This window comes from Pseudomonas sp. NFX98, from assembly GCF_047784845.1.
Lineage (GTDB): Bacteria > Pseudomonadota > Gammaproteobacteria > Pseudomonadales > Pseudomonadaceae > Aquipseudomonas.
On the sequence record NZ_JBLNNF010000006.1, the window covers coordinates 64,364 to 85,587 of the forward strand.

At 54.2% G+C, this 21,224-nt stretch carries 20 protein-coding genes and 1 pseudogene; 14 read left to right on the forward strand and 7 right to left on the reverse strand.

Going from position 1 to position 21,224, the window contains the following annotated elements:
* The first annotated feature begins 47 nt into the window (after positions 1–47).
* The 5 genes from ACM110_RS09490 to ACM110_RS09510 all read left to right on the forward strand — a co-directional run bounded on the left by ACM110_RS09490 (position 48) and on the right by ACM110_RS09510 (position 4,722).
* The gene (locus tag ACM110_RS09490) at positions 48–371 is read left to right on the forward strand and encodes a hypothetical protein (RefSeq protein ID WP_416127562.1); all 324 of its coding nucleotides are present in this window, start codon (positions 48–50) and stop codon (positions 369–371) included.
* 52 nt (positions 372–423) lie between these two features.
* A complete protein-coding gene (locus ACM110_RS09495) occupies positions 424–708 on the forward strand; it encodes a hypothetical protein (RefSeq protein ID WP_416127563.1) in 285 nt (94 codons plus the stop codon).
* 147 nt (positions 709–855) lie between these two features.
* Complete coding sequence (locus ACM110_RS09500; RefSeq protein WP_416127564.1) at positions 856–1,212, forward strand: DUF805 domain-containing protein; 357 nt, start codon at positions 856–858, stop codon at positions 1,210–1,212.
* 518 nt (positions 1,213–1,730) lie between these two features.
* A complete protein-coding gene (locus ACM110_RS09505) occupies positions 1,731–3,116 on the forward strand; it encodes a DNA cytosine methyltransferase (RefSeq protein WP_416127565.1) in 1,386 nt (461 codons plus the stop codon).
* Positions 3,064–4,722 carry a hypothetical protein gene (locus ACM110_RS09510; protein ID WP_416127566.1) on the forward strand — a complete coding sequence of 553 codons (1,659 nt, stop codon included), beginning with the start codon at positions 3,064–3,066 and terminating at the stop codon, positions 4,720–4,722. The genes ACM110_RS09505 and ACM110_RS09510 overlap by 53 nt, the downstream gene beginning before the upstream one ends.
* A 237-nt stretch (positions 4,723–4,959) precedes the next feature.
* Here the strand turns inward: ACM110_RS09510 and ACM110_RS09515 are convergent, their stop codons facing one another.
* The 5 genes and pseudogenes from ACM110_RS09515 to ACM110_RS09535 all read right to left on the reverse strand — a co-directional run bounded on the left by ACM110_RS09515 (position 4,960) and on the right by ACM110_RS09535 (position 8,931).
* A complete protein-coding gene (locus ACM110_RS09515; RefSeq protein ID WP_416127567.1) occupies positions 4,960–5,469 on the reverse strand; it encodes a hypothetical protein in 510 nt (169 codons plus the stop codon).
* A gap of 38 nt (positions 5,470–5,507) precedes the next feature.
* Complete coding sequence (locus ACM110_RS09520; protein ID WP_416127568.1) at positions 5,508–5,975, reverse strand: Panacea domain-containing protein; 468 nt, start codon at positions 5,973–5,975, stop codon at positions 5,508–5,510.
* Between the two features lie 823 nt (positions 5,976–6,798).
* Positions 6,799–7,470: a PP2C family protein-serine/threonine phosphatase gene (locus ACM110_RS09525; RefSeq protein WP_416127569.1), complete on the reverse strand. Its 672-nt coding sequence runs from the start codon at positions 7,468–7,470 to the stop codon at positions 6,799–6,801.
* Positions 7,467–8,165: pseudogene (locus tag ACM110_RS09530) on the reverse strand (hypothetical protein). The gene ACM110_RS09525 and the pseudogene ACM110_RS09530 overlap by 4 nt, the downstream one beginning before the upstream one ends.
* 1 nt (position 8,166) lies before the next feature.
* Entirely contained in the window at positions 8,167–8,931 is a 765-nt protein-coding gene (locus ACM110_RS09535; protein WP_416127736.1) for a MarR family transcriptional regulator, read from the reverse strand.
* A gap of 517 nt (positions 8,932–9,448) precedes the next feature.
* Between ACM110_RS09535 and ACM110_RS09540 the strand changes: the two genes are divergently transcribed.
* Positions 9,449–9,766 (forward strand): DUF3077 domain-containing protein, encoded by a 318-nt coding sequence (locus ACM110_RS09540; protein WP_416127570.1) that lies wholly within the window; start codon positions 9,449–9,451, stop codon positions 9,764–9,766.
* Positions 9,767–9,847: 81 nt separating this feature from the next.
* Here ACM110_RS09540 and ACM110_RS09545 read toward each other — a convergent pair whose 3' ends face one another.
* Both ACM110_RS09545 and ACM110_RS09550 read right to left on the reverse strand, forming a co-directional pair.
* Positions 9,848–10,528 (reverse strand): peptidase M41, encoded by a 681-nt coding sequence (locus tag ACM110_RS09545; RefSeq protein ID WP_416127571.1) that lies wholly within the window; start codon positions 10,526–10,528, stop codon positions 9,848–9,850.
* Between the two features lie 113 nt (positions 10,529–10,641).
* On the reverse strand, positions 10,642–12,996 hold the full coding sequence (locus tag ACM110_RS09550; protein ID WP_416127572.1) for a glucose/quinate/shikimate family membrane-bound PQQ-dependent dehydrogenase: 2,355 nt from the start codon (positions 12,994–12,996) through the stop codon (positions 10,642–10,644).
* A 186-nt stretch (positions 12,997–13,182) separates the two neighbouring features.
* Here ACM110_RS09550 and ACM110_RS09555 point away from each other — a divergent pair, with 186 nt between their 5' ends.
* The 8 genes from ACM110_RS09555 (at position 13,183) to pqqD (ending at position 21,224) form a co-directional block, all read left to right on the forward strand.
* Positions 13,183–13,644, forward strand: a complete 462-nt coding sequence (locus ACM110_RS09555) for an Lrp/AsnC family transcriptional regulator (protein ID WP_416127573.1) — start codon at positions 13,183–13,185, stop codon at positions 13,642–13,644.
* 222 nt (positions 13,645–13,866) lie between these two features.
* Complete coding sequence (locus tag ACM110_RS09560; RefSeq protein ID WP_416127574.1) at positions 13,867–15,549, forward strand: flavin monoamine oxidase family protein; 1,683 nt, start codon at positions 13,867–13,869, stop codon at positions 15,547–15,549.
* Positions 15,550–15,561: 12 nt separating this feature from the next.
* Complete coding sequence (locus ACM110_RS09565; protein ID WP_416127575.1) at positions 15,562–16,356, forward strand: carbon-nitrogen hydrolase family protein; 795 nt, start codon at positions 15,562–15,564, stop codon at positions 16,354–16,356.
* A gap of 38 nt (positions 16,357–16,394) precedes the next feature.
* Complete coding sequence (gene pqqF / locus ACM110_RS09570; RefSeq protein WP_416127576.1) at positions 16,395–18,824, forward strand: pyrroloquinoline quinone biosynthesis protein PqqF; 2,430 nt, start codon at positions 16,395–16,397, stop codon at positions 18,822–18,824.
* Positions 18,825–18,981: 157 nt separating this feature from the next.
* On the forward strand, positions 18,982–19,056 hold the full coding sequence (gene pqqA / locus ACM110_RS09575) for a pyrroloquinoline quinone precursor peptide PqqA (protein ID WP_003444522.1): 75 nt from the start codon (positions 18,982–18,984) through the stop codon (positions 19,054–19,056).
* Between the two features lie 79 nt (positions 19,057–19,135).
* Positions 19,136–20,047 (forward strand): pyrroloquinoline quinone biosynthesis protein PqqB, encoded by a 912-nt coding sequence (gene pqqB / locus ACM110_RS09580; protein WP_416127577.1) that lies wholly within the window; start codon positions 19,136–19,138, stop codon positions 20,045–20,047.
* Positions 20,048–20,199: 152 nt separating this feature from the next.
* Positions 20,200–20,952 carry a pyrroloquinoline-quinone synthase PqqC gene (gene pqqC / locus ACM110_RS09585; protein WP_416127578.1) on the forward strand — a complete coding sequence of 251 codons (753 nt, stop codon included), beginning with the start codon at positions 20,200–20,202 and terminating at the stop codon, positions 20,950–20,952.
* Complete coding sequence (gene pqqD / locus ACM110_RS09590) at positions 20,949–21,224, forward strand: pyrroloquinoline quinone biosynthesis peptide chaperone PqqD (protein WP_416127579.1); 276 nt, start codon at positions 20,949–20,951, stop codon at positions 21,222–21,224. The genes pqqC and pqqD overlap by 4 nt, the downstream gene beginning before the upstream one ends.

A 21,224-nucleotide genomic window follows, 5' to 3' on the forward strand; every position in this document is an offset into this window, starting at 1 on the left:
AACAACACGATTCGACCTCCCCTATCACCGCGATTTGGAGGTGTTCTGTGAATCAGAAAGTTCGTGTTTTCGGCCTGTCGTTGACTCCCTGGCGTTTTGTTGTGGTCGCAGCCTGCTTTTTTGCGTTTGCCCTATCGGCCGGTGGTGCCTGGCTTCCAATGGCCAAGCCCAATAGCAACCCGCTCAATTTGCTGTTCAGTGCCCAAGTGGTGTCGTTCGTACTCCTGATCGGCGCAGCTCTGTTTTCTTATGCCGGCGCGCTCAAAGCCCTGCCTGAGTGGAAGCGCGAAGCGATGTTGTTCAACGCGACTGTACTCGGAAGCTACGCAGGACATCAGTTGCTTCCGTTATTTCCAGGATGGAGCTGGTGACACACCCCAACCGACCTGAAGCTACAGGCTACCCATCATTAGGAGAGCCTGTATGTTTATTCACCCTCACATTGTTTCCAGCGAACTGGTGCACGAGCTCGACAGGCAACTGACCCGCCTCGGCGCCGTCGCACATGTCGCAGTGGAGCACTTTGATACCCCGATCTTGGTCGCAATAGGTCGAGGCTTCCTTGCTCCCGTTTCTCTCCATCATCCAACCATCAACTCGTTTGTTGAGGCTGAGCTGATTGCTGCCAGGCTCAACGCCTTGCAAGGGATTGGTGATCGTCAACGCATTAGGATTCTGCAGAGCATCAATGGTGCAGCAGGCCGCTGATGTAATGACTTGAACGATGGGGGAGCTTACTCGGCGAAAAATGCTTAGTCTGCGATCCGCATCGAGCAGGCCAGCTACACATGCGTTCTATGAACGCCTAGGCAACTTATCATTGGGTGATAGAAAAAAGGAAAGGAGTTTAAAGCGATGAACCCAATTAAAGGCTACTGCAACTATATGATGCGCGCAGGACGCATGAATGAACGTATGACACGTAAAGAGTTTTGGCCTTACTTTGTCTTCAATTGGGCGGTGTTGTATGTGCTTGATAAGGCACTTAAGGCGTTGGCCGCTAATAGCGGCGGCTTGCTGTTAAACATCGTGTGTTTTGTGCTGATGTTCTACATCTTTGGCCCAATGATTCAGCGTGTGAACGACGCATATTTGCGCAAAAGATTCCTCTTTGTACTGATTGTACCCTATGTCGGCCCGACGATCGTTTTGCTTATGCTCCTCCGGAAGAGCTATCCGGAGGCCACTGAGTACGGACCTTGCCGTGACTAATTAACCTTTATACCGGATAAAATTGTGGACGGGGCAGTAGCTTACTAGAGGAAATTCCTAATCAACCCAGTTGAGTTGATACATTGGGAGGAGAGAGCAATCACCCTCCCATTTTTCAAAAATTGGTCCCTCTTGCGGCGTTGTGCTTTCTAGCATTGAAATCATTACCGCATTTTGAGTGGATCATTACTAAATAAAAGTAAGCGATTGCTCAGGTGCTAGAATCTATAAAGTAAAATTTTGTTTTTCCAACAGCAGAAAAGGATACTGTTTTATCATTAACAAGTGCCTGTAAAGTGCACAGCACTTGAGTTCTCGTGAGGCCAGTTTTGCTTACAATGCTTTTCAACTGAAACTTTCCTCCACTATTCAAAAGTTCGCATACCAATGTCGCATGCTCTGCGCGAGCTGGAAGCCTATTATAGTAGTCAAGTCTAATCATGATCTTGCTCAGTAATTTGGTACGTGATAAAATGCGGGAATTTATTTTTTTGTTTACATTGCGCGGCGAAGTGATCATGAGTAGTTTAGTTCAAAAACCAACCGTTGTAAGCCTATTTGCTGGGTGTGGCGGGCTTGATGTTGGGTTTAAAGAACTTGATTACGATCTGATTTACGCTTGTGATAATGATCCTGCGGCCGTGGCTGTTTATAAAAAAAATATTGATGAGAGGGCGTACGTTAGAGACGTCACCTCTGATGAATTCCATGCTGAAATGAAAGCTCTTGGGTCGTGCGACATTATTCTTGGAGGATTCCCATGCCAAGGATTCTCGAAGGCTGGACCAAAAAAACATGATGACATTCGAAACCTGTTGTATTTGGAAATGCACTCAGCTGTAAATAGATTAAAGCCGAAACTTTTTCTTGCGGAAAATGTAGACGGATTATCGCAGAATTTTAAAGGTGCGTACCTAGAAGCGATAGTTAAAGATTTTAAAGATATTGGTTATCGCGTTGAGTACCGATTGTTTGATTCAGTTGGATTCGGGGTTCCACAACATAGAAGGAGGATATACTTTATTGGGATTAGGGATGACCTTTTATTTGATAACTTTAAATGGCCAGAATTTACACATTTAAGCCAAAGCCGAAACGGTGAAGCTGCAATTGCAGACCTCGGGGACCTTTTCTCTCAGGAAAGGCAAACCCTGCTACCGGCGAGGACTATTAGAGATTCGATAGGGGATCTAATTCAGCTTAATTCTAAGATTGCGGACCACAGGGTCACATATGCATGGAATGATGCCTGGAGTTCTATTTTTGCGAAGATTGGACCTGGCCAGAAACTTTGTAATGTTAGGCACTCTCCGACGTCTGTTTATACTTGGAATATTCCCGAATACTTTGGCCATATCAACGACACCGAAAGATGCATTCTCGAGACTATTGGAAAGAATAGACGCCATAAAAAATATGGCTCAATTCCAAATGGAAATCCTCTTTCTATCGAAGTCATAAAAGAACTTTCTGGAATAAAATCAGTAACTCGCCATATTGATAGCCTTTTGGCTAAAGGCTATTTAAAAGACGTCGATGGGAAATTTGACTTAAAAGGTGCGATGTTTTGCTCAGGATTGTACAAGCGACCAGACTGGGACACTCCATCATCTACAGTGCTGACAAATTTCCACAATCCGAGATATTTTCTTCACCCGGAGGAAAATCGTCCGTTCTCCTTGAGGGAGTGTGCCCGACTGCAAGGATTCCCTGATGATTTCTTGTTCACTTTTGGAAGTAGTGAGCGAGAACTTGTGGATGGTTATAGGCTTGTAGGTAACGCTGTGTCACCACCTGTGGGGCGCGCATTTGCAAAAGCAATTTTTAAGTACTTGTCCAAGGAAGTGAAAATTGAAGCTGGTATCAGTAGAACTTTCTCTAGAAGAGAAGTTGAGCGAGTTTGAAAGTTGGATTACTGCATCCATACAGCAGGTTAGTGAAACTGCTACCTATCGTAGCGAACTAGAAAAGATCAGCCTAATTCTGGATTCACTCGGAGCCGCCACCAGTGGATTTCAACGTGTAGAAGACTGCAACCCTGAGCAGATGGCAATTTATTGTATTGCCGAAGTAGAGAGAATTATAGCTGAATTTGACACAGTTGAACTATCACTTGCAGCGGCAATTGAGCTACTCGACTCATTGATATCAATGCTTTTTCTGGTAACTGGAAAGTCTGATAACAATATGAAGTGTCAATTTCCGGTATATCTAATTCAAAGCGAAAATAGAACTGTTTTCCCAATGGCGAGCCGCCGTGGAAGTGGACGTGTAAATTTTGAATTCGAAGAGCTAGGGCGAGTAATTAAACAGGATAAAGTTTCTAGGCTAATTGGTGAGGCACTAGTTCTTCGAGCGAGATACCACGGAACAATTGACTTAGAATCTGAAGCAGTATGGCTTCTCAAGGGTTACATTAATAGTATTCTAAATAACGATGGAAGTATTGAACAGCTTTGGGCTTTAGGGTTTAGTTACTTTACCTTAAAGGAAAGGAGTCCTGGCTTTGAAGGCAAACTGCTGGCCCCTATAGTCGCCTTTAAAGTGCGCGGATCAGTCGCAGCTCAAAGCGGACACCTGCCAGAGAAAATTCTCAGGCGCTGCATGACAACGTGGGGCTTAAAATCCGGAGTTGATTTCAATATTGATGACGTTGTAATTAGTGGCCGAGAGCTGGAAAGAGATGATCTTATAGAGGCCGCCGCTGAGCTACAAGAGAATAACAATGGCAGTCGTATTGTTGACGACTTGAGTGCCGACCCGACTAAGACGCGTGCATATGATTTTGTATTGCCTTTTAGAACGCCTGGTTGGTCACCGCGAATTTTCATTCAGGCGCAGTTTTACGCTGGCGACTCAGGCAGTGTTTCCCATAAGGTCGTTGATCAAACACGCTCATCTAGAGTATTGACTAGAGCAAAATACCCAAGCGCAATATTTGTTGAGTATTTAGACGGTGCGGGCTACTACTCGAGCCTTTATCGAGATCTCAAGCACATGCTTGAGATGCCCTCCACCGCGGACTTCATCCAAGTAAGAACAGCTCATGTTAAACTTCGTCGAACTTTACAAAATATTGGTTTTTTAACGCCTCTCGATTTTGTGCATGCACTATTTCGCGCTGAAGGATCTCTGGAACGGGCACGGTTAATCTTGATTGATGAAGGGTACTTGGAGGAGGAGATTTTACGGTGTTATAATTTCTGTATTTCAGAAAGCTTAATGTTGCAAGTATCTGGCCTCATCCAAATTTCACCAAGACTGCTTGTTAATTCAAGACGTATAATGTTATTGGATATCATTGTGGTGGAAGGGGAACGACTCCATAGAAGTGGTGGCTCTGTTGTAGTAATTGCGCCGGGGGTTGGAGCTGATAGAGGAGTTGGATTACCAGCTCTTGGAAGAATCTATGAACGACTTTTAGGCGCCACAGACTCAGGCGCAACTCGATTTAGTCTAGATCTCGGGTGGCTCAACACCAATGGCCTAGTCCAGATAAAAACTATTTGACAGTTAACACACCAAATATGACCTAACCAGTGATCTTCGATGATGCTGTCCGCCGCCGAACATGAGATGTGGGCGGCGAAGCAAATGGGGCACACTAACTGGCCCATGATAGACCGAGTATATGGAAGGTGGAGCCATCAGCAGATGGGGGTGCGAGCAACAGAGCTGAAGGGTTATGGAGTAAGAGAGTTGCCAATAACCCCTCGGCCGAATCTCGTCAGCCCAACTCAGACTGAGCTATTTCTTTTTATCCTTAGGGGACGCTTTTTGTTCAGCCTTCTTGCCGTATAGCCAGTACGCCGCGATACCATACAGACCGAGCACAGTGCCGGTTGTAGAGGTTATGAAGGTAATCAACAAAGTATCAGAGAGCTTGAACGACAGATAAGAATACTCCTTTGGGATGGGAGTAAACCACTGCCCGAACCCTTGCAAAAGCACTACAACAAAAATTACGAATATCCACAAAACGGCAAGCAGCAGCAGCAGATTGCTGTGGGAAAGTCTCATGCCATGGATTTCGTCGGCATGCTTTCGTTTCTGAGCTTGATTATAGTTGTTAGCGAAGGCCTGCATTTCCCCTGCTAACTTCGGATCAAGAAGCGGAGACTGAGCAGATGACGGGGGCGGAAGAAACTCACTATTCAGCTGCTCTTCATTATTAGCAAAAGCATTGGCTTCTTCGAGTGCGGCGGTATCAGAAAGAGGGAAGCCAGAATTTGGAGATGGTGGCAAGAATTCGCTCAATTAATCTTCAGGCGAATACTCGCCACCTCCAACTTAACTTAAAGCATCGAATGAGTTGGTTGAGCCAAGATCCAACGATAGAAACCTTCAATCATATCGTTTGAAATCACAGCATTTTTGCCTTGGTTATTCCAAGTCACACTCCAGGGAGTCCCGGGCTGATGCGTGGCTGCCGAAAGTGTAACGCCATCTGCTCGGCCATAAATCCGAGCAACGTCCTTCATGACAGCCAGCTCGTTCTGATCGAACATGACTGGTGGTGCAGGAACGCTGGTAACCGGAGATGAGCGAAAATCCCTCACGGCCTGGTAAACGCTGCGGACTACCGGACCATACTGCCAAGCTTCAACAGGCTCGTTTATCAAGGGCACGCCGTGCCTCGCAAGCATGTATCCGTGCGCAATATATACAAGCTTCAAAAGCTGCATAGGCGTTACAGCAGGATCCCCAGCCTCACGGCACTCGTTAAGGATTCGCTGGGCAACTGCACGCGCATCTCTACTCATCGTTTTGCCCTCCTTGTGAAACCAGCTAGACATCAAAATGAGGCGCGAGTCTGCCGAAGTCAAGGCCGAATGTCAAATTATCCTTGACACCTACGGCATGGCTCGTTCCTGTAAGAAAATATAACAAACAGCTGTATACATAACCAGTTAATTTGTCGTCGGATTCACGCCTAAATAGAAGTGCGTTAACTGGAATGACTGCAAAATGGCAGCCTGGAAGCTGAAAGCCTTGTGGCGTAAGGCTTAGACGGGGGTTCAAATCCCCAGTCCTCGTAATTACTAACAAAGCGTCTGCCTGGTCCATTCGTTTCAGCATGGTGGTCGCCGCTGCCAGACTATGCCGTGCCCAGCAAATTAAAAGGAGCCAGCGAGATGATGGTTATCACTCTCGGCCCGACTCAGGCATACATGCCCTTGGGTGGGATCTACCACCTCGATGGTATCGACGAAGTGCTAAAGAACGTTTGTCAGTGATTCGGCCGGAGGCAATCTGCTTAGCGAGAGGTACAGCAGCGGTACAGTGCCCAGCTTTATCCTCCTATCCAAAACTAGCCAAACCTACATGTAATCAACTGGTTAAAGGTATTGTACCCTTCCCCTACCTGCCCTAGACTTTACTTACCTCGGTACATCAGTCGGCGACTCATAATCCTTTGGTCCACGGTTCAAGTCCGTGTGGGCCCACCAAACAAGAAAGCCGCGTTTTTACGCGGCTTTTTCGTGTCTGCTCGGTCACCGTTGATACAACCCTATGTTGCTGAATCCTACCTTTCGGGTCTGTCTGAAGATAGAACTGCTAAAAATGCAGTCTGCACCTCTAGGGTTAGAGCTGAACATCAATCCACGTAACGTCATCTTCAACAGCAATAGGGTCGCTATCTGGTGATACCAACAAGCTACTTTGCTGCGATTCCGTTAATTCCGCCCAAAAGCCATCGGTTACGAACACCAGTCGTTCATCGACGACCAATTGATGAAAAACAAAGTCAGGGTCCGGGGCACGATTAGCTTTCAAACATCGAGTTATCCAGTTTCGAGCAGGGTCTCGCGCCAACTCACGGTGTGAACGGTCGCGCCTCCAGTTGGCTTTGCAGTGGGGCGGCGTGATCCACTCGATCGTACCTGCCGGTGTCACCACTCCACACGAACAGTCACCTTCATACGCAAGCGTGAGCTTTCCATGAGCAATGACGCCGAGCAGATAACACGTCGCCCCTGTCTGTTCCGCAAACAAAGTGGGATGAAGCTCGGTCAGTATCGAACAAAGCACCTGCTCCAATGCTCCATGCTCAGTGATATCGCCTCCCTGATCCAAATGCTTTTGGTAGGCTGCCAAAACGCCCCTCACGAAGTACTCAGCCAGTTGCCCACTGCCAGTCTTTGACGTTCCATCTGTGATAACGAACAGCCCTCTTTCACCATCGCAGAGAACTCCAGCACTGTCATTATTGGCTTCCCTGGCCTTTCCTATTACTGACTTGGTGTTGTATCTCATGCGTTGCCCAGGTCCTTCATTCGCATGTGGATGATTCGACCTCTACCCGGATTTGCCTGCACCGAGCCCGAACTCTCAATCACGTAGTCGATACCACTGAGCTCCGTGAGGCCTCGAATTCCAGCAGTAATGAATTCCTTGAGCTCAGAATCAGCTTGGCGAACCTCCTCCAAAAGCTCTGTACGACCATCAATCAAGATAATGATGTCTTCGACATCCTTGTGGTAAGGATCGCCCTCACCACGACCGCAAAAGGCCTCTAGTTACGTCGCAAGAAAGTAGGTCGGTTTAAATATCTGGATGACGATACCGCTGGGCAACGTAAATTTGTCAGCCTTGGCCAACCCCTCCACAAACCAACGATTGGCATATCCGAGAACCGCGGGATCAGAGGGCATCACGTCAACAACGACGTCGTTGAAGCGGAAACGACAGTTGACCTCATCCTCTCCGGTGATCTTGAAGTTCTTAGCCGCCAGGCGTTCCGTAATGTGTTGCCAAGCGCTAATACCTGCAAGTTCGATCACCAGGTCAACATCATCGGTGAAGCGAATGTCGTCCAGCACAGCAACATCAGTCACCAGCATGGCTGTTGTGCAACCACCGACAAAGGCAACTTCAGCGAGAAACGCCTCACCCAAGCCATCTGCAACAAATTCTATGAGCTCATAGTTGTGATTAGCGCTTGATGACATGTTACTTCAGCCCCATTCCTGCCTTTAGAATGTTAACCGCCACACCACACTCTCGCGGACCACCAAGACGGATCGCATCGGCAAGCGCAAGATAGTGATAAAGGGTTCTGTCCTTCTTTACCGCTTCTGGCACCGTTTTGTAGAGCGGTTCTATCGCTTGACCACGCTCATTTCCCAAGGGATCAGGCCAAACCGGAATCAGCCCGCCAGCACTCTTGATGCTTTTAGAGAGCGCTGGTGCTGCGAAACCCGTTGGGATACCACGAACCATTGCGCCCGGCTTCACAGGGAAGAAATATTTCAGAGCGTGCTCGGTGATTTTCAGCAGCTCTCGCCGATTAACTTTTGGAAGCCCGGTGTCGTAATCATTGGTAAGCATTCCGGATTCGCGACACCTCGCAATGGAGTTTGAAACCTCGCTTTTGCTTAGCCCCAAAGACGCAGACAGTGCACGCAACGAGTAGCCTTCACTCCAACTCGCCAGCGGCGCAGAAGACACTGGCTCTGACCAACCTTCCCATTCATCTTCGTCGCTGAAAGACGAGTCGAACTCTTGACGATGAAATTCAGTTTCTTCACCAGCAGAAGGGTAGGTGACTAGTGGCTGCCCCACTCGCCCCCCTGCCGTCATAAATATCGGCTGAGGTTTTAACAAGTCCTCAACGGTGTTCGAATTCGACTCAGACTCCATCACCCCATAAAGATTTTCCTCTTGGGCGTGCAGGCTGGCCATCTTGAACAGAAGCAAAATATCTTGACTCTTCATAAAGTCAAAAACTCCAAGCGTCCACATTCCATAAAACGTGGACACTTTTCTCATTTGAAATATTTCACTGTCAAGATCTTTTGAACCAGGCACGATGGGGGCGCTTCGTGACCTTACAAAAAGCCCTTCCGCAACAATCGTGAAGACCGCAGGCGCTGTGGCCGAGTGAACTCGGCGTTAGTTTTGTTTACTCAAAGTCTCGCTTTATCGGATGACGCCGTAGGACCTTGTAGGCAAACTCCGAATCTTCTATTTGGGCACTTTGATGCCTTGTTGCGCTTTTCTTTGACGGGATAGTCTCTGGACGTCGCTGACCATTCAGCGATCGGGCTTGGAAACCCGACGAAATTAAACGCAACAGATTTGCCCTTCTCATTTTTGAGTTATGGCGGCTGTGCGCGGGACGTCCTCGGACGTGCCGGTTTCCTAATTTCCCGGTTTTCCAACCTGCGCGCAGCTGCCTCCCACTCGCTTGGAAACGAATGTGGCAGCGTCTTAAAAAATTAGGAGTTTGAACATGAGTACAACAAGTACGCCCGAATCCTCAGAACTCAAAACCATCGGCTTCACCCCCTTCATCTACTGCAAAAACCAGGCGCTATTCCACGTCAGTCGCGGCGTTCCGCTGGCCGATGCATTAGCTCAAGCCTCCGATCTGTTGCATCTCGCCAAAGAACTAACCCTGGACGCCGCCTACGCCAAAGACACCGACCGCCATGCCTGGGCCGCGCATTACCTGACGGCGATGAGCAAGGCGGTGATTGATGATGTGGCGAAGGTGCTGGATCGCAGGCCAGTTCAAACGAGAAAAGAAGCGGGCTCGACAAACGCATAATCACGGCAAGGTGAAGATTCCCAAAAAGGGACCGAGCATTCCCTTTTTGGGACCGATAGCGCCAGACTCTTCGCCCCGTGATTACTTGCAGCGCTGAACAACACCACTGCAACTGTCAGTCCAAACAGGTAACGAAGGGATGACCTGCACCGCCCGCAACCGTTCCAGCATTGGCCCGGTGAGCACGACCTCATATGTATCCGCCGCCCGCCCCCACTGCTCCACGATGACCATGCCGTCCACCAGCGCTCCGGCCAATTCGGCAACCGTCTGCGCCTGATCCTCGATGATTTCTTGAGTCCGATCCCACAACCGATCGGTCATCGCTTTGAGCTCGGCGGCTATACGCTCACCCGACGTTGGAGCAGTATCCGGGTAGGCGATGTTGCGCAGCAGATACTGAAGCTCCCGGATTTTTGCGTAATCCTGTTCAGCACCCTGCTCACCTTTGAGGATGGTTGTGGCTTTTGGCTTGTCGACGCGTTTGGCGGCTGAAGGTTTTGAGGGGAGTGTCTGCGCCATTGCGCCGGCCAGGAGCACCATGATCCGGGCTTCCAAATGTTCTTTCATGGCTTCTAGCGATGAAATGGGGCGCACCAACGTAATGGAAGCTCCGCCTTGGTGACGAAAATCCTTGGTCACTGTCAGGGTCACACCGCCCGTTTCAAATCCCAGCGCACGGGCCACGACGTAGTGGCCCATTTCGTGATGGGCGATTTGCAATGCACGGCCGCGTACTGCGGTCGGTAGCTTTGTTGTCATGTCCTTCGCCTCGCACCCTCGACTGCCTCAATCCTAGCCGATTTCCACACACGCTTTTCCGCCCAAGAAAAAGCCGCGCAATAGCGCGGCTTTTCCGACTCAAGCTTCAGCCCTTATTTGGGCAAAGCGTAGGCAATCACATAATCCCCACGATCCGTCGACTGACGCGCACCGCCCACCGTCAGCAGGATGTACTGCTTGCCGGTTTTCGGTGAAACGTAGGTCATCGGCCCGGACTGGCTGCCCACTGGCAAACGCGACTTCCAGATTTCGTTGCCGTTGCCGGTATCGAAGGCGCGCAGGTAGAAGTCCTGGGTGCCGGCGAAGAACAGCAGGCCCGACTGGGTGGCGAGCGATGCGCCGAGTGTCGGCATGCCGATCGGGATTGGCAGGTGCATGCGGATGCCCAGTGGTCCGGTGTCCTGCACGGTGCCGACTGGGACTTGCCACATCAGTTTGTGGGTCTTGAGGTCGATGGCCGACATGGTGCCGAACGGTGGTTTCTGGCATGGGATGCCGACCGCGGAGAGGAAGCGTTCGCGCATGGCGCCGAACGGCGTGCCTTCCTGTGGCACCACGCCCATTTCGATGCCGCTGGCCCCGGCGCCGATCTTGTCGCGCGGGATCATGTAGTTGGCGAGGCCCAGGCGCATGTCGTTGACAAACATGTAGTGGGTGTTCGGATCGACCGAGACGCTGCCCCAGTTCATACCGCCCAGCGAACCCGGGAATTGCAGGGCTCGGTCCATGCCCGGCGGGGTGTAGACGCCTTCGTGGCGCATGCCTTTGAACTGGATGCGGCACATCAACTGGTCAAACGGCGTGGCGCCCCACATGTCGGATTCGGTCAGGGTCTTGTTGCCGATTGACGGCATGTCCACCGAGAACGGCTGGGTTGGCGAGTAGTGTTCGCCAGGCACATGGCCCTGCGGCACCGGACGCTCTTCAACGCGGGCAATCGGCACACCGGTTTCACGATTGAGCAGGAAAATCTCACCCTGTTTGGTGACTTGCGCCAGCGCTGGCTGGGTGCCGCCCTTGTCGTCCGGTACGTCGTACAGCAACGGTTGCGCCGGCAGGTCGAAGTCCCACAGATCGTTGTGGGTAGTCTGGAAATGCCAGCGTACCTGACCGGTTTTCACGTCGATGGCGACGATGGACGAGTTCCACTTGTTGTCCATCGCGGTGCGTTGACCGCCGAAGAAATCTGGCGTCGCGTTGCCGGTTGGCAGGTAAACCAGACCGAGTTTGGCGTCGTAGGACATGGCCGACCACACGTTCGGCGTACCACGGGTATAAGTCTCACCGACTGGCGGACGCTTGGTGGTGTTCGGGTTGCCCGGATCCCACGCCCAGACCAGTTCACCGCTGCGTACGTCATAGGCACGAACCACGCCCGGCGGTTCGCCAGTGGAATAGTTATCGGCCACGCGGCCACCGACGATCACCACGTCACCCGCGACCAACGGGGTCGAGGTTTGCTGGTAGTAACCGGGCTTCACTTCGCCCATGTCGGTGGTCAGGTCAACGGTGCCCTTGTTACCGAATTCTTCGCAGGGCTTGCCGGTGTCGGCATTGATGGCGATCAGGCGTGCATCGCCGGTCGGCAGAAACAGACGTTTCGTACAGGCGCTTGGCTGATTGTCCGAAGATGCCGGGGTTTCGGAATAGCCCAGGCCACGGCAACGCTGCCAGTTCGGCGCGGTGCCTTGCGGGTCAAACTTCCAGCGCTGGGCGCCAGTGTCGGCATCGAGGGCGAAGACTTTGCCGTAGGCGGTGCAGGTGTAGACCGTATCACCGATTTGCAGCGGGGTGTTCTGGTCTTCAGCGCCAGCGCCGGTGCTTTGCGGGATGTCGCCGGTGCGGAAGGTCCACGCAACCTGCAACTTGTCGATGTTGCCCTTGTTGATCTGGTCCAGCGCGGCAAAGCGGTTGCCGGCGGTGGTGTTACCCCAGTGCGCCCAGTCTTTTTGCTCGGTGCCCGGGGTGACCGGCGTTACCGCAGGCACAGTAGGGTTTTCGACGACGTGGGTCGGGACGAACATGTAGGCCATTGTCGCTACGACGCCAACACCGAGAATGCCAGCCAAACCGTAGGCGCCACGCCCGCCGGTCGCGCCCGAAGCGCGGACCAGGGTCGGATAGATCAACGCGACGACCAGACCGATCACGGCAAACGTCAGCACCCGTGAAACCAGCGGCCAATATTCGAGACCAGCATCCCAAACGGCCCAGATCGCGGTGAGGATCAGCGCTACGCCATACAGCCAGGCGCCCAGCGGCTTGCGACGAGCAATCATCAGCCCGGACGCCAGCATCGCCAGCCCCATCAGCAGGAAATACCAGCTGCCACCCAGCGCGATCAAATAGCCTCCGCCACCGACCAGACCGAGCCCGATCAGTGCAATCAGCACGCCCAGCCCTGCCAGCAACCACTTGCTGCCGGCGGCAGCCCCAGAATTATTCATGTCGAACACTTTCCCCATTTGTGACAAGGGGCGGAATAATGTACTACCTAGTTACTTATGGCAATTTGTCGCAGGTATAAATCTCCCGAACGGTACGAAGATCAGTTCGAATATCAGCCGCAAGCGTCCCTTCGAATGTGCCTGTAACATGCTGGACCATTGATCCGCGCCAATGGAGATGCCACTTTGCCTGATACCCGCCAGCCCGTTCTCGACGAAATCGACCGTCAGTTGATCGCAGCCTTGCAGATCAACGCCCGCGAGAGTGTGGCCATGCTCGCCCGGCAACTGGGCATCGCCCGCACCACGGTCACCTCTCGCCTGGCCCGGCTGGAAAAAGCCAAAGTGATTACCGGCTACGGCGTGCGGCTCGGGCAGCGCGTGGTGGATGGCGGATTGCAGGCATATGTCGGGATTACCGTGCAGCCGCGTTCTGGCAAAGAGGTTTTGCGCCGGCTGAGTGCCATGGCGCAGGTGCAGCAGTTGTGTGCCGTGAGTGGCGAATTTGATTATGTGGCGTGGTTGCGCACCGAATCGCCGGAGCAGCTGGATCAGTTGCTGGATCAGATTGGCAGTGTGGATGGGGTGGAGAAGACTACGACATCGATCATCTTGAGTAGCAAGATTGATCGGGGGCAGCCGGTTTGACAATCCAATTCAGGTTTCATGGGTGCTTGAGCTGACGCTATCGCGAGCAAGCTCGCTCCCACAGTGGTCAGTGTGCACACCATAATCGTCATATCGACCAATAAAACAGCAAAACGACGACACTTTGCGTCTTATTAACGTGTTCTGTGCTCTCTAGAATGGCTGGCATCTTTTCCTATACTCAGATGCGCATTCCGCGTCGGGTCGCCAGCAAGGTCAGCCATGAACAAGAACAATCGCCATCCTGCAGACGGTAAAAAACCAGTCACCATTTTCGGCCCGGACTTTCCTTTCGCCTTTGACGACTGGATCGAACACCCGGCCGGCCTGGGCAGCATTCCCGAGCACAATCACGGGGCCGAAGTGGCGATTGTCGGGGCAGGTATCGCTGGGTTGGTGGCTGCTTACGAGCTGATGAAGCTCGGCCTCAAGCCTGTCGTCTACGAAGCTTCGAAAATGGGTGGCCGTCTGCGTTCCCAGGCGTTCAACGGTACCGATGGCATCGTTGCCGAGTTGGGTGGCATGCGTTTTCCGGTGTCATCCACAGCGTTCTATCACTATGTCGACAAGCTGGGTCTTGAGACAAAACCCTTCCCCAACCCGCTGACACCTGCCTCTGGCAGCACCGTCATCGACCTGGAAGGTAAAACCCATTACGCACAGAAACTGGCGGATCTTCCTGCACTATTCCAGGAAGTGGCTGACGCCTGGGCCGATGCCCTGGAAGCCGGCTCGCAGTTCTCGGATATCCAGCAAGCCATCCGCGACCGTGACGTGCCACGTCTCAAAGAGCTGTGGAACACACTGGTTCCACTGTGGGATGACCGCACCTTCTACGATTTCGTCGCCACGTCCAAGGCATTCGCCAAGCTGTCGTTCCATCACCGCGAAGTGTTTGGCCAGGTCGGTTTCGGTACCGGCGGCTGGGATTCTGACTTCCCCAACTCGATGCTGGAAATCTTCCGCGTTGTCATGACCAACTGCGACGATCACCAGCACTTGGTGGTCGGCGGTGTGGAACAAGTGCCACAGGGTATTTGGCGCCATGTACCGGAACGCTGCGTGCACTGGCCGCAAGGTACCAGCCTCAAGTCGCTGCACCGAGGTGCGCCACGTTCCGGCGTGAAGAAAATCGCTCATGCACCCGATGGCCGTTTTGCGGTCACCGACAACAACGGCGACACCCGCGAATATGCGGCCGTGCTGACCACCTGCCAGAGCTGGCTGCTGACCACCCAGATCGAATGCGATGAAACCTTGTTCTCGCAAAAGATGTGGATGGCTTTGGACCGCACCCGCTACATGCAATCGTCGAAAACCTTCGTGATGGTCGACCGTCCGTTCTGGAAGGACAAGGATCCGGAAACCGGCCGTGACCTGATGAGCATGACCCTCACCGATCGCCTGACCCGTGGCACCTACCTGTTCGACAACGGCGACGACAAACCCGGTGTGATTTGCCTGTCGTACTCGTGGATGAGCGACGCGCTGAAAATGCTCCCGCACCCGGTGGAAAAGCGCGTGAAGCTGGCGCTGGATGCGTTGAAGAAGATCTACCCGAAAGTCGACATTGCCGCGCGAATCATCGGCGATCCGATCACCGTGTCCTGGGAAGCCGACCCGCATTTCCTCGGTGCATTCAAAGGCGCCCTGCCCGGCCACTACCGCTACAACCAACGGATGTACGCGCACTTCATGCAGGACGACATGCCAGCGGAACAACGCGGAATTTTCATCGCCGGTGACGATGTTTCGTGGACGCCGGCCTGGGTTGAGGGCGCGGTGCAAACTTCGCTCAACGCGGTGTGGGGCATCATGAAACACTTCGGCGGTGCAACTCACGCCGAGAATCCGGGTCCAGGAGATGTGTTCAACGAGATCGGACCGATCGCCCTGCCCGAGTAAGAGGAATCCGAAATGCGCGTAGCCCTTTACCAATGTCCACCGTTGCCGCTGGATGTCGCCGGCAACCTGCAACGCCTGCAGCAACTGGCGCTGGAGGCCAAAGGTGCCGATCTGCTGGTGCTGCCGGAAATGTTCCTGACCGGCTACAACATCGGCGTCGATGCCGTCAGCGTGCTGGCGGAGGTGCATAACGGTGAGTCGGCACAACAGGTTTCGCGTATTGCCCGAACTGCCGGAATCGCCATTTTGTATGGTTATCCCGAACGCACCGAGGACGGGCAGATCTACAACGCCGTGCAGTTGATCGACGCCAACGGCGAGCGTGTCTGCAACTACCGCAAGACGCATCTGTTCGGCGATCTGGATCACTCGATGTTCAGCGCAGGTTCCGACGAGTTTCCCATTGTTGAGCTCAACGGCTGGAAGCTCGGTTTCCTGATCTGCTACGACCTGGAGTTTCCGGAGAACGCCCGACGCCTGGCCTTGGCCGGTGCCGAGCTGATCCTGGTGCCGACCGCGAACATGATTCCGTTCGATTTCGTCGCCGATGTCACCGTGCGCTCCCGCGCCTTCGAAAACCAGTGCTATGTGGCTTATGCCAACTACTGCGGAAACGAAGGCGATATCCACTACTGCGGCCAAAGCAGCATCGCCGCGCCGGATGGCAGCCGTATCGCTCAGGCCGGCCTCGATGAAGCATTGATCGTCGGGGAGCTCGATCGTCAGTTAATGGTCGATTCCCGAGCTGCTAACCGCTACCTGCTTGACCGCCGCCCAGAGCTTTACGGCGTGCTGAACAAGCGCTGATCCACTAGCATTGGCACTTCACTGTTCTGGAAGTGCCCATGCCTGCGCTGAATCACCCTCGCCCCCAAACTGAAACCCTGGCCAACGGTCTGCGGGTGACGCTGCGTCATGTCCCGAATTTGAAGCGTTGCGCGGCAGCGTTGCGGGTCGCCGCGGGCAGCCATGATGCGCCGCTGGCGTGGCCGGGCCTGGCGCACTTTCTTGAGCATTTGTTGTTTCTCGGTACAGAGCGTTTTCCTGCGAGCCAAGGGTTGATGGCCTACGTCCAGCGCCATGGCGGCCAGGTAAACGCACGAACCAGCGAACGCACTACGGATTACTTTTTCGAATTGCCAACCCAGGCATTTGCCGGTGGGCTGGAGCGTCTGTCAGACATGCTCGCCCATCCGCGTATGAATCCGGACGATCAGCAGCGGGAACGGGAAGTGTTGCACGCGGAGTTTGTCGCGTGGTCGCAAGATCCGGTAGCGCAACAGAAGCAGGCGTTATTTGATGGGCTTTCAGAGGCTCATCCGCTGCGGGGTTTCCATGCCGGCAATCGCGATAGCCTCCCGGTGCCGCAATCCGAATTTCAGCAGGCATTGCAGGATTTTTTTCAGCGGTTTTACAAGACCGGACAGATGTCCTTGAGCTTGGCCGGTCCTCAGAACCTTGATGAACTAAGAGCGATGGCCGAAGCCTTTGGCAGCGTCATTACCGACGGCAAAAAAGTCCCACAACAATCCCCCGCACCTCTGATGACGACTTCAGACATAAGTTATCAACAGACTGGCGAGCGTCGGCTGGATTTGCTGTTTGCCCTCGAAGCGTTGCCCGAATCCTCCGCCGAGGCACTGGCGTTCCTGTGCCATTGGCTGAATGCCGAGAAACCGGGCGGCTTGCTTGCGGACTTACGCGAGCGCGGGCTGGCCGAAAAACTCAAGGCCGAGCCACTGTATCAATTCGCTGGACAAGCCTTGCTGCACATCGAATTCACATTGCCCGCCCACTCACCGGCAACCGGGATTCGCGAGCGGCTCACGGATTGGCTGAGTTTCTTCGCCCGGCAAGAATGGAGTCGGTTGCGCGAAGAATACGCCGCCCTGCTCCAGCGCCAGCAACAAGTCAGCAGCGCTCTGCAATTGGCCCGCCTGGACAGCGAACAACGCGAAGTCGGGCTATCCGAACAGGGCGTTATAACCCTCAAGCTCATCCTCGAAAAAATCGGCGCTGTGGATAACTTCAGCGGTGCATGGCAATTGCCCACGCCTAATCCGTTTCTGCATTCCGAAGCACCGGCGCCCAACGCCGGATTGATTCGCGGCCAGACCAGCGCCCACCGTGGCTTGCGCACGTTTGCCCAGGATCGCTCACGCAGCCGTCGCGAACGTTCACCGATGCAATTCACTCAGGCATGGCCGGACAACGGCGCCGAAGGAGCAATTTATCTGCGCTGGCGCCTGGACTCGACGCCCGACAGCAATCTTCAATCACGGCTGGAAAGTAACCTCCAACCGTTACGCGAAGATGCGCGCCAGGCCGGTGTGGATGTTTCCTTCAACGCGTCGGGCAGCGAATGGCTGCTGAAACTGAACGGGCTACAGGAGCCCATGCCCGCTGTCCTGGAGCATGCGCTGAAACAACTGACAGAGCCTGACGCTGCTGTCCCACAATCGGAACCGACGAGCGTTGCGTTGATACCGATTCGACAACTGCTCAAGGCATTGCCCGAACATGTCCTTGAGCACACACCGAATACGGATGACTTGCAGCAACTCTGGTCGAGCGCACGCTGGGATGGCCTGGCGATTGGCCTGTCCGCCCAGACTCAAGCGGCCATGGGTCTGGCCCTTAGCCGCATACCCGGCACGCCGGACAATCAGCTGACGCAGCCACCGTCGATCCGTTCACAACATCTGTGGACCGCCGTCGATACAGGTTCCAGCGAACAGGCGCTGCTGCTGTTCTGTCCGACACCCACTGACGAATTGGCCGACGAAGCGGCGTGGCGTTTGCTGGCACACGTCTGTCAGACGCCGTTCTATCAGCGCCTGCGGGTGGAGTTGCAACTTGGTTATGCGGTGTTCAGCGCCTTGCGCCAGATTCACGGGCAAACCGGGCTGCTGTTCGGCGTGCAATCACCGAACGTGGCAGCGGCGGATCTGCTGCATCACATTGAGCAGTTCCTCGGCGGTTTGCCGGAGTTGATCGAGGCCATTGACGACACCACGTTCATCGCCCAATGCCAAGCCTTGGCCGAGCAGTTTACCGTCGAAGCTTTGCCCACCCTTCAGGCAGCCGAATTGCTTTGGCAGGGCAAGCTGATGGGCCGTTCGTCGGATTATCTAACCCAATTACCCGAAGCCATTGAGCGGATTGACCGCGCGCAATTGCTCGCCGCCGCACAGCGGTTGAATCAGGCTGAGGGCGGCTGGCGCTGCCTGGCCAACAGCCCTGCACCCGGCTCACCTTGGCAAGCGACAAAATGATCATTACCGGGGCTGCAATGAGCTTTCTCAAACTTTCACGGGCAATCCTTTTGAAATTTTGAGTAACATAGCAACCTAACTATCTGGAACATCTCTGACCTGAGGTGGACTATACCTATAGATAGCGCTGTCCTACCCACCTGAAGGAGTTCAATTTATGGCCTGGACCAAACCTGCCTACACCGACCTGCGTATCGGCTTCGAAGTCACCATGTACTTCGCCAGCCGCTGATCTGCCCTGGCAGAAACGCAGCACAACGCCTCGGATATCCGAGGCGTTTTATTTTCAGCGTTGAAATGATGGAGCATCCATGTTCGTCCAGATTCTAGGTTCCGCCGCCGGCGGCGGTTTCCCGCAGTGGAATTGCAACTGCGTGAACTGCGCAGGTTTTCGCGATGGCAGCCTGCGGGCCAAAGCGCGGACCCAGTCGTCAATCGCGATTTCCGATGACGGCGTGAACTGGGTGCTGTGCAACACTTCCCCGGATATCCGCGCCCAGCTTCAGAGCTTCGCCCCGATGCAACCGGGCCGCGCCCTGCGTGATACCGGGATCGGCGCGATCATCCTGATGGACAGCCAGATCGACCACACCACCGGCCTGCTCATGCTGCGTGAGGGTTGCCCGCATCAGGTGTGGTGCACCGACATGGTCCACGAAGACCTGAGCAGCGGCTTCCCGCTGTTCAACATGCTCAAGCACTGGAATGGCGGCTTGAACTGGAACCGCATCGAGCTCGATCAAAGCTTCAGCGTTCCCGCCTGCCCGAACCTGCGCTTCACCCCGCTGCCACTGCGCAGCGCCGCACCGCCCTACTCGCCGCACCGATTCGACCCGCATCCGGGCGACAACATTGGCCTGATCGTTGAAGACCTGAACACCGGCGGCAAGCTGTTCTACGCACCGGGCCTGGGCAAGGTCGATGCGCCGTTGCTGGAGATCATGGCTGGCAGCGATTGCCTGCTGGTGGATGGCACGCTGTGGGACGACGATGAAATGCAGCGTCGCGGTGTCGGTACGCGAACGGGTCGCGAGATGGGCCATCTGGCGCAGAATGGTCCTGGCGGGATGCTCGAAGTGCTTGAGCAACTGCCCAAACAGCGCAAGGTGCTTATCCACATCAACAACACCAATCCGATTCTTGATGAGGATTCGCCGCAGCGCGCGGAGTTGGATCGGCGTGAGGTTGAAGTGGCGTATGACGGGATGAGTATTGTGTTGTAGCCGACGACCCCATCGCTGGCAAGCCAGCTCCCACAAAGATTTGCTTGAACACAAAATTTGTGAACATCCGATAACCCTGTGGGAGCTGGCTTGCCAGCGATGACGTCCGACCAGACACCAAAGAATCCACCGGTCCTACCCGGAGAAAAGAAATGACTGACACCCCAATGTCCCCCGCCGAATTCGAAGCCGCGCTGCGGGCCAAAAGCGCCTACTACCACATCCATCACCCCTACCACGTGGCGATGTACGAAGGCCGGGCCACCCGCGAACAGATCCAGGGCTGGGTCGCCAACCGTTTCTACTATCAGGTGAACATTCCCCTGAAGGACGCGGCGATACTCGCCAACTGCCCGGACCGCGAGATCCGCCGCGAGTGGATTCAACGCCTGCTCGACCACGACGGCGCACCCGGCGAAGACGGTGGCATCGAAGCCTGGCTGCGTCTCGGTCAAGCCGTCGGTCTCGATCCGGATCAACTGCGCTCCCAGGAACTGGTGTTGCCCGGCGTGCGTTTCGCCGTGGACGCCTACGTCAACTTCGCCCGCCGCGCCAGTTGGCAGGAAGCCGCCAGCAGCTCGCTGACCGAACTGTTCGCGCCGCAGATCCACCAGTCGCGCCTCGACAGTTGGCCCCAGCATTACCCGTGGATCGATCCCGCCGGCTATGAGTATTTCCGCACGCGTCTGGGTCAGGCGCGGCGCGATGTCGAGCACGGTCTGGCGATCACACTCGAGCACTACAAATCTCGCGAAGGCCAGGAGCGCATGCTGGAAATTCTCCAGTTCAAACTGGACATTCTTTGGAGCATGCTCGATGCCATGAGCATGGCCTACGAACTGAAACGTCCGCCGTATCACAGTGTCACTAATGAGCGGGTCTGGCACAAAGGAATCACCTTATGAGTTTCAATCGAAGCAAGACCCCGACCTGGCGTCCCGGCTATCGCTTCCAGTACGAACCGGCGCAAAAAGGCCATGTGCTGCTGTACCCGGAAGGCATGATTAAACTCAATGAAAGTGCCGCGTTGATCGGCGGCTTGATTGATGGTGAGCGTGATGTCGCGGCGATCATTGCCGAGCTCGATCGACAGTTCCCCGGCGTGCCCGAGCTGGGTGACGACATCGAGCAATTCATGGAGGTTGCCCGTGCGCAGCACTGGATCGAACTTGCCTGA